Raw genomic sequence first — 7,049 nt, 5'->3', positions numbered from 1 at the left:
GGCGGACCTGGCGGCGCAGGTCGCGGGCGCGGGCGGGTGCCTGGTCGTGGGACGGGACGTCGCCCTCGCGGCCGAGGTCGGGGCCGGGGGCGCGCAGCTCGGCGATCCCGCGGCGGTGGCGCCGGCGCGGGCGCGCCTGGGCCCGGGGGCGCTCATCGGCCTCTCGGCCCACTCGCTCGCCGACGTCGCGGCCGCCCGGGACGCGGGCGCGGACTACGTCACCCTGAGCCCGGTCTTCGCCAGCGCCAGCAAGCCCGGCTACGGCCCGGCCCTCGGCCTCGACGGCGTGCGGGCCGGGGCGGCCCTGGGGCTGCCCGTGCTGGCGCTCGGCGGCATCGCGGCCGGGAGCGTCCCGGAGTGCCGGCGCGCGGGCGCGGCCGGCGTCGCCGTCATGGGCGGGGTGATGCGGGGGGCCGACCCCGCCGGGGCCGTGCGGGCGCTGATCGCGGCCTGGGACCGGGAGGGCGCCAGCGAACCCGGCTGAGAACCAGGGCTTCGCGCGTCGCGGCGTTCCTGCGGCGGGCCGGTCCTTCCGCCCCGTGCGGCCCGCCCCGGCGGCCCGGCTACTTCGCCGAGGGCCCGTAGGGCGGGCGCGGGATCGCCCGATGCGCCGCGCGCAGGGCCGCCGACCAGCGTTCCCGGAGATCGTGGAAGTAGGGCTCGCCCGCCTCGATCCGGTGCAGCACCTCGGTGTCGCAGGTGTTGCGCCGCACCACCGCGAGGTCGATGGGCAGGCCGACCCCGAGGTTCGAGCGCATGGTCGAGTCCATCGAGACCAGGCCGACCTTGAGGGCGTCGTAGATGTCCGTCCGGAACGTCACCGCCCGGTCGAGGATCGGCTTGCCGTACTTGTGCTCGCCGATCTGCAGGAACGGTGCGTCCTGGCTGCAGGCGATGAAGTTGCCGGCCGAGTAGATCATGTAGAGCCGCATCGGCCCGTCGCCGATCTGGCCGCCGAACAGGAACGAGACCTCGAAGCGCAGCTGCGCCGCCTCGAACCCGGCGCGCTCGATCGTCCTGACCTTGCGGATCGCGCGCCCGATGAGCTGGGCGGCGCGGAACATGGTCGAGACCTCGTAGATCGTCTCGGGCTTGCCGGTATCGGGGTCCTCGACGCCCTCGGTGAGCAGGCTCAGCACCGACTGCGTGACCGAGAGGTTGCCCGCGGAGGCGAGCGCCAGCACCCGCTCGCCCGGCACCGTGAACATGTGCAGCTTGCGGTAGGTCGAGATGTCGTCGAGACCCGCGTTGGTGCGCGTGTCGGCGATCATGACGAGACCCTCTTCCACCAGGATCCCGACGCAATAGGTCATCGCTCACCGCCCCCCGGCGATCGCTCTCGCCGCCACCGCGATCGTGCCGGTCGCCCGCGCTGGCGTTCCGGCCGCCGGCAATACCCTGGCGCAGATGCCGGCTCGAATCCAGCCCGATCCCGCCCCGCCCCCAGGCGTCGTCCCGCGAGGGCGGTGCCCGTCCTCGCGGGACGCGCCCTCAGCTCTGGGACTGGGCCTGCGCCTGCCCGCGGGCGTCGTCGACCTTGACGCGCACGCTCAGCGTCTCGGTGCCGCCGCCGACGCGGCTGCCCCGGACCGGGGCCGCGTCGAGGTAGTCGAGGCCGACCGCCACCCGCAGGTGCGCCTCGGTGGCGGCGATGCCGTAGGCCGGGTCGAACCCGACCCAGCCGAGGTCCGGCACCCGGGCCTCGACCCAGGCGTGGCCGGCCTCCTGCTCGGCCGTGTCGGCACGGTAGTAGTAGCCCGAGACGTACCGCACCGGGATCTCGAGGTGGCGGGCCGCGGCGATGAAGATGTGGGCGAGGTCCTGGCCCACGCCCTCGCGCAGCGCGAAGGCCTCGGCGGCGGTGCTGCCGGAATCCGTGGGGCCGGGCGCGTAGCGCACCGCCTGGTGGAGGGCGCCGAGCAGGCGGTGCAGCCGGGCGAGGCGGTCGTCGGCCTGCCCGGCCACGACCTCGTCCGCGAAGGTCCGGATGGCCTCGTCCGCGAGGGCGAAGCGCGACTCGCGCAGGTAGAACGGATCGGGCAGGCGCTCGACGGTGCCGCGCATGACGCCGTGCATCTCGGTGGTCTCGACCTCGCCGGCGACCCGGATGGTCAGCGCCTCCTCCGGGCCGTCGGCGCTGAAGACGTGGACGACGTTGCCGAACCCGTCCTCGCGCCGGCTCAGGCGCCCGTCGACGGTGGGCTCGATCCGCCAGGAGCGGACGTGCTGGCCGTCGTGGTCGCGCGGCGTCAGGCGCAGCATCTGGATCAGGCCCCGGGCCGGGCTGTCGTAGTGGTAGACCGTCTCGTGGACGACGCGGATGCGCATGGTGTCGAGAGGCTCTGTGACACGAAGAGCTGTGCCGTGCGGCGTCTTACACCGACCCGCGCGGCGGCGAAACCGTCAAGTCCGGCGGCGATCCCGCCCCGTTCGGGCGGCGATCCCGTCCTGCGGGGCCGCGACACCGCCCCGGCGAGCGAGGCGGCTCAGACGAGGTACTGCTCGATGATCGCCGCGCCGAGGCGGTTGTTCTCGGCGATGAAGGCCTGGATGAACTCGTGCAGGCCGCCGGCGAACACCGCCTCCACCGACTGCCCGTCGAGCTGGGCCAGCATGTTGCTGGCGAGCCGCTGGCTCGGCCCGCGGCGCCCGTACGAATCGGCGATCAGGTCGAGGTGGCGCACCAGCATCTCGTAGCAATTGGCGAGCGAGCGGGGCATCTCGCGGTTGAGGATCAGCAGGTCCGCCACCAGCCAGGGCTTGATGCTCTCGCGGTAGACCCAGTGGTAGGCCGTCAGCGCCGAGACCTCGCGCAGGATCGTGGTCCACTGGAAGTAGTCGAGGCTGCCGCCGATCCGCTCGGTCTCGGGCAGGAGCACGTGGTACTTCACGTCGAGGATGCGGGCGGTGTTGTCGGCGCGCTCGATGGCGACGCCGAGCCGGGTGAACCAGTAGGCGTCGTTGCGCAGCATGGTGCGGTAGGCCGAGCCGTCGAAGGCCAGCGAGACGCCCTTCACCCAGTCGAGGAAGCGGGCGAACTCCTCGCGGCTGAGGTCCCGGCCCTCGTAGGAGCGCAGGTGCAGGAAAGCCTCGTTGATCGCCTCCCACATCTCCCCGGTCAGCGCCGTGCGGACGCTGCGGGCGTTCTCCCGCGCGGTCTGGAGGCAGGAGCGGATCGAGGACGGGTTGTTCGGGCTGAAGGCCAGGAAGTCCCGCACCGTGTGCTCGTTGACGCTGTCGTAGAGCGGCCGGAACAGCTCGGCATTGCCCGCCGAGGCGAGGGCGGATTCCCACTCGTTGGTCTCGCCGCCGCCGTAGCTCGCCGGCAGCGCCGTGAGCCGCAGGGCCGCGTCGAGGATGCGGGCGACGAAATCGGCGCGCTCGGCGTAGCGCGAGAGCCAGTACAGGTTGTCGGCGGTGCGGGAGAGCATGGCGTCACGCGGGAGATGGCGCGGGGGAAGGGGCGGCGTCGGCGTGCGGAGCGCGGGGGCGGTGTCAGCCGTCGAGGACCCAGGTGTCCTTGGTGCCGCCCCCCTGGCTCGAGTTCACCACGAGCGATCCCTCCTTGAGGGCCACCCGGGTCAGCCCGCCCGGCACGATGCGGATCTCCTCCGCCCCCGCGAGCACGAAGGGCCGCAGGTCGACGTGCCGGGGCGCGACGCCGGAGGCCACGAAGGTCGGGCAGGTGGAGAGCGCGAGGGTCGGCTGGGCGATGAAGCCGTCCGGCGCGTGGCGCAGCTTGCGGCCGAACTCCTCGATCTCGCGCTTGGTGGCGTGGGGGCCCACCAGCATGCCGTAGCCGCCCGAGCCGTTGACCTCCTTGACCACGAGGTCGCCGAGGTTGGCCAGCACGTAGCCGAGGGCGTCCTTCTCGCGGCAGCGCCAGGTCGGGACGTTGTGCAGGATCGGCTCCTCGCCGGTGAAGAACCGCACGATCTCCGGCATGTAGCTGTAGACCGCCTTGTCGTCCGCGATGCCCGTGCCGACGGCGTTGGCGAGGGTGACGCTGCCGCTCTGGTAGGCGCTCATCAGGCCCGGCACCCCGAGCACCGAGTCCGGCCGGAACACCAGGGGATCGAGGAAGTCATCGTCGATGCGCCGGTAGATCACGTCGACCCGGCGCGGGCCTTCCGTGGTCCGCATGTAGACGACGTCGTCCTTGGTGAAGAGGTCCGAGGCCTCCACGAGATCGACGCCGAGCTTGTCGGCCAGGAAGGAATGCTCGTAGAAGGCCGAGTTGAAGCGGCCGGGGGTCAGGAGCACCACCGTCGGGTCGCGGGCGGCGCTCATCGGTGCGAGGCTGCGCAGGGTGGCGAGCAGGGCGTCCGGGTAGGCCTCGACCGGCGAGACCCGGTGCTTGGAGAACAGCTCGGGGAAGAGCCGCAGCATCACCTCGCGGTTCTCGAGCATGTAGGAGACGCCGGACGGGGTGCGGGCGTTGTCCTCGAGCACGAAGAACTCGTCCTCGCCGGTGCGCACGATGTCGATGCCCGCGATGTGGACGTACTTCCCGTGCGGCACCTCGAAGTCCCGCATCTCCAGCCGGTAGTGCGGGTTGCGGTAGACGAGGTCGCCCGGGATCACCCCGGCCCTGATGCAGTCCTGCGGGCCGTAGATGTCGGCCAGGAAGGCGTTGAGGGCGGTGACGCGCTGCTTGAGGCCCCGCTCCAGGAAGCCCCATTCGGGCTTCGTCAGCACCCGCGGGATGATGTCGAAGGGGATCAGGCGCTCGGTCGACTCGTTGTCACCGTAGACCGCGAAGGTGATGCCGATGCGGCGGAAGAACAGCTCGGCCTGGCTGCGCCGGGTGTTGAAGTGCTCCGGCGGGGTGGTGTCGAGCCAGGTCTTGAGAGCCGCGTAGGCGTCCCGGACCGCGGCTTGGGTGGGCCCGCTCCCCAGGATCCCGTTCATTTCGTCGAACGCGCTGAGCGGCATGGGCGTCCCTCTGTTTGACCCGGAAGCTAGACGCAAGACGGGGGCCAAGGCAAAGGAAATGCGCCTCCGCGGCCAGGGTTGCACGCGGGTTCCGCAACGGCAGCCGGGACGCGCGCGCGGGGGTCCCGGGGGGGCCGACGGGCGGGCGGGCGCTGGTCGGGGCCCGCCGGCGGGCCGCCCGGGAGCCCCCGAGGTCCGGCGGGCCCCCGGAGACCCCGCGCCGACGCGGACGCCGGTCCGGGGCCGGCAGCGCGGCGGGACCCGGGGCGGCACGCGAGCGGCCGCCGCCCTAGATGAGCTTGAGGCCCTTGAAGCTCGCGTGGCCGTCGCGGCCGACGATGATGTGGTCGTGCACCACGATGCCGAGGGGGCCCGCCACCGCGACGATGTCGCGGGTCATCTTGATGTCGGCCTGCGAGGGCGTGGGGTCGCCCGAGGGGTGGTTGTGGACGAGGATCAGGGCGGTGGCCGAGAGCTCGAGCGCCCGGCGCACGACCTCCCGGGGGTAGACCGGCGTGTGGTCGACGGTGCCGCGGCCCTGCACCTCGTCGGCGATCAGGCGGTTGCGCTTGTCGAGGAAGAGCAGGCGGAACTCCTCGCGCGGCGCGAACGCCATGGCGGCGCGGCAGTAATCGATCACGGCGGCCCAGGAGGAGAGCAGCGTGCGCTCGGCCACCGCCCCGCGGGCGAGCCGCCGCCCGGCCGCCTCCAGGATCTTCAGGTCGGCCACCACCGTCGGCCCGATGCCGTCGACCTCCATCAGGCGGTCGGCGGGCGCGGTGATCACCTCGGCGAAGCTGCCGAAGCGCTGGATCAGCGCCTTGGCGACCGGCTTGACGTCCCGGCGCGGGATCGAGCGGAACAGCACGAGCTCCAGGAACTCGTAGTCGGGCAGGGTGTCGCCCTGCGCGAAGCGGGCCCGCAGGCGGTCGCGGTGGCCGTGGTAGTGCGGGGCCTCGTCGGCCCGGGGCGCCTCGCCGGCGGTCTCGTCCAGGCCCGGCGGGCGCCGGGGGAGCCGGGTCATGGGCCGGCCGGGCCCGGGGGCGGCGACCGTGGGGGAAGCGTCGGAGCGGGACGCGTCATGGCGGCAGGCGGTCCCCGGCGCCCCGTCCCCGGTCAGGCGCCCAGGTCGTGGGGCTTGTCGAGGCCCCTCGGCGACAGCGTGAAGATCTCGACGCCGGTCTCGGTCACCGCCACGGTGTGCTCGAACTGGGCCGAGAGCGAGCGGTCGCGGGTCACGGCGGTCCAGCCGTCCGACAGCACCTTCACGTGCNTGAAGAACTGCCCGGGCCGCAGGACCACGTTGTAGCTCGGCTCGACGTAGTGCAGCACGGTCGGCGCGTCGTGGTAGGTCCGTCCCAGGCCGTGGCCGCAGAAGTCGCGCACCACCGAGCAGCGCTCGCCCTCGGCGAAGGCCTGGATGGCGGCGCCGATGTCGTTGGTGGTGCCGCCCGGCCGGATGGCCGCGATGCCGCGCATCATCGCCTCGTGGGTGATGTCGCACAGGCGGGCGGCCTTGCGGGGCACCTCGCCCACGTAGGCCATGCGGCTCGAATCGCCGTGCCAGCCGTCGACGATCAGGCAGATGTCGAGGTTGACGATGTCGCCCTCGCGCAGCGGCTTGTCGTTCGGGATGCCGTGGCAGACGACGTGGTTGATCGAGGTGCAGATCGATTTCGGGTAGCCGCGGTAGAACAGCGAGGCCGGGTAGGCGCCGTGGTCCATCGCGAAGGTGTAGGCGAGGCGGTCGAGGGCCTCGGTGGTGACGCCGGGCGCCACCGCCTCCATCAGCAGGTCCAGGGCCTCGGCCGTCAGGCGGCCCGCCTGGCGCATGGCCTCGAAGGCCTCGGGCCCGTGGATCGGCGGCTCCTGCCGGCGGCCGTCCTGGACCGCGCTCTGCTCGTCACGACTCATCGAACGGGTCCGGAACTCGGGTCTGGAGGCTGCCGCGGGCGATCACCCGGATGTAGGCGTTTCCCGCCGCGAAGCCAAGGACGAAGCCAGTCTCCGCCCCGCGCGGCGTCAGCGCGGATCGACCCATTTCCGGCCGGCCGCGGGGGCGGAGGCGGCAGCGGAGACGGCCGCCGGGGCCGGGGCCGGGGCGGCCACGGGCG

7 protein-coding genes and 1 pseudogene are annotated in these 7,049 nt (G+C 73.0%); 1 reads left to right on the top strand and 7 read right to left on the bottom strand.

Annotation, left to right across the window (positions count from 1 at the left end; genetic code table 11):
* A partial coding sequence (locus tag DT057_RS05275) for a thiamine phosphate synthase (protein ID WP_162501327.1) occupies nucleotides 1-484 on the top strand: 484 nt, incomplete at its 5' end.
* Between the two features lie 79 nt (nucleotides 485-563).
* Here the strand turns inward: DT057_RS05275 and DT057_RS05270 are convergent.
* From DT057_RS05270 to map, 7 genes and pseudogenes are all read right to left on the bottom strand, one after another.
* Entirely contained in the window at nucleotides 564-1,313 is a 750-nt protein-coding gene (locus tag DT057_RS05270) for a proteasome-type protease (RefSeq protein ID WP_128561063.1), read from the bottom strand.
* 178 nt (nucleotides 1,314-1,491) lie between these two features.
* Complete coding sequence (locus DT057_RS05265) at nucleotides 1,492-2,328, bottom strand: transglutaminase family protein (protein ID WP_128561062.1); 837 nt, start codon at nucleotides 2,326-2,328, stop codon at nucleotides 1,492-1,494.
* 158 nt (nucleotides 2,329-2,486) lie between these two features.
* Nucleotides 2,487-3,431 (bottom strand): alpha-E domain-containing protein, encoded by a 945-nt coding sequence (locus tag DT057_RS05260; RefSeq protein ID WP_128561061.1) that lies wholly within the window; start codon nucleotides 3,429-3,431, stop codon nucleotides 2,487-2,489.
* 64 nt (nucleotides 3,432-3,495) lie between these two features.
* Nucleotides 3,496-4,935: a circularly permuted type 2 ATP-grasp protein gene (locus DT057_RS05255; RefSeq protein ID WP_128561060.1), complete on the bottom strand. Its 1,440-nt coding sequence runs from the start codon at nucleotides 4,933-4,935 to the stop codon at nucleotides 3,496-3,498.
* A 289-nt stretch (nucleotides 4,936-5,224) separates the two neighbouring features.
* Nucleotides 5,225-5,959, bottom strand: coding sequence for a RadC family protein (radC, locus tag DT057_RS05250; RefSeq protein ID WP_128561059.1), 735 nt, complete (start codon nucleotides 5,957-5,959; stop codon nucleotides 5,225-5,227).
* Between the two features lie 92 nt (nucleotides 5,960-6,051).
* A pseudogene (locus DT057_RS36530) lies at nucleotides 6,052-6,208 on the bottom strand (type I methionyl aminopeptidase); the annotation flags it as partial.
* A 1-nt stretch (nucleotide 6,209) separates the two neighbouring features.
* Nucleotides 6,210-6,849 (bottom strand): type I methionyl aminopeptidase (map, locus tag DT057_RS05245; RefSeq protein ID WP_244937345.1); only part of this gene is annotated, 640 nt, incomplete at its 3' end.
* Nucleotides 6,850-7,049: the final 200 nt, after the last annotated feature.

It is taken from the genome of Methylobacterium crusticola, assembly GCF_003574465.1.
In the GTDB taxonomy this organism is placed as follows: domain Bacteria; phylum Pseudomonadota; class Alphaproteobacteria; order Rhizobiales; family Beijerinckiaceae; genus Methylobacterium; species Methylobacterium crusticola.
The sequence above is the reverse complement of the archived record's forward strand: the minus strand, read 5'-3'. Positions and strand labels throughout refer to the sequence as shown.